Origin of the sequence: Xanthomonas sp. SHU 166, assembly GCF_000364685.1 — a bacterium.
Classification (GTDB): domain Bacteria; phylum Pseudomonadota; class Gammaproteobacteria; order Xanthomonadales; family Xanthomonadaceae; genus Xanthomonas_A; species Xanthomonas_A sontii.
The window spans coordinates 1-1033 of record NZ_AQOJ01000031.1; the positions used below are offsets into that span (position 1 = coordinate 1).

Sequence of the window (1033 nt, forward strand, 5' to 3'; positions counted from 1 at the left end):
GGCCAGCACCGCCAGGCACGCCGGCGGCCAGTGCAGGGCAGGGCCCAGCGCCAATGGCAGCAGCAGGCAGGCCAGGAACAGCCCCAGCAGCCCGGCGCCGGCCAGGTCGGGCGGCATCCGCCGTGCCGCGCGGGTCTCCGGCACGGCGCGCAGGCAGGCCAGCGCCAGCAGGCAGAACGGCAGGTTGATCAGAAACACGCTGCGCCAGCCGGATCCGGCGATGTCCGCGCTGACCAGCGAGCCGCCCAGCACCTGGCCGATGACGAAGGCGATGCCGCCCAGCGAGCCGTACAGCGCCAATGCCCGCGCGTGCGCCTTGCCGTGCAGGCTGACGTGGATGGTGGCCAGAATCTGCGGCACCGCCAGCGCCGCCCCCAGTCCCTGCAGGATGCGGCCGGCCAGCAGGGCCGGGACCGAACCGGCCACCCCGCACAGCAACGAGGCCAGGCCGAACAGCAGCACGCCGGCACCGAACACGCGGCGCCGGCCGAGGTTGTCGCCGAGCCGGCCGCCCGCCGCCAGGCCCACCGCGAAGGCGACGCCGTAGACGGCCACGATCAGCTCCAACTGGGTCGCCGACGCGTGCAGCGTGTGCGCGATCGAGCCGAGCGCGACATTGAGGATGGAGAAATCGATCAGCGGCAGCATCTGCCCGATCAGCAGGATGCCGAGGCCGCGGTGGCTCAGGGTGGGGGTGGTGGCGGGCATGGCGGAGGCGGGGGAGGGCGTGGTTATGGCGCGCAGTATGGTGAGTCGATAAACTGGTACAAGGACTCATTTATCCTGGTACTGGCGCTGCCTCCCTGGTGTCCCGGACGGTCGCGTCGGGGTGCCGTCCCCGTCGGCGTGACAGACACGCCTGCGTCGCCTGTCGACGCGGCGTCGTCGGGCACCGGCGCACAGCAAAAGTGGAGAAGACGATGCAACTGGACCTCGCGCATTCCACCTCAAGGCCGGAGCGGGCGGTCGCGCCTGCTGCGTCGGGCCCGGCCCTGGCCAGCGAGCGCGCCCGCGCGCTGGGCGCCTTCCTGCG

1 protein-coding gene is annotated in these 1033 nt (G+C 72.5%); it reads right to left on the bottom strand.

All coding sequences use genetic code 11. The features are described 5' to 3' along the window. Window positions 1-708 (bottom strand): MFS transporter (locus D180_RS01615; RefSeq protein ID WP_017911399.1); only part of this gene is annotated, 708 nt, incomplete at its 3' end. Window positions 709-1033 lie beyond the last annotated feature (325 nt).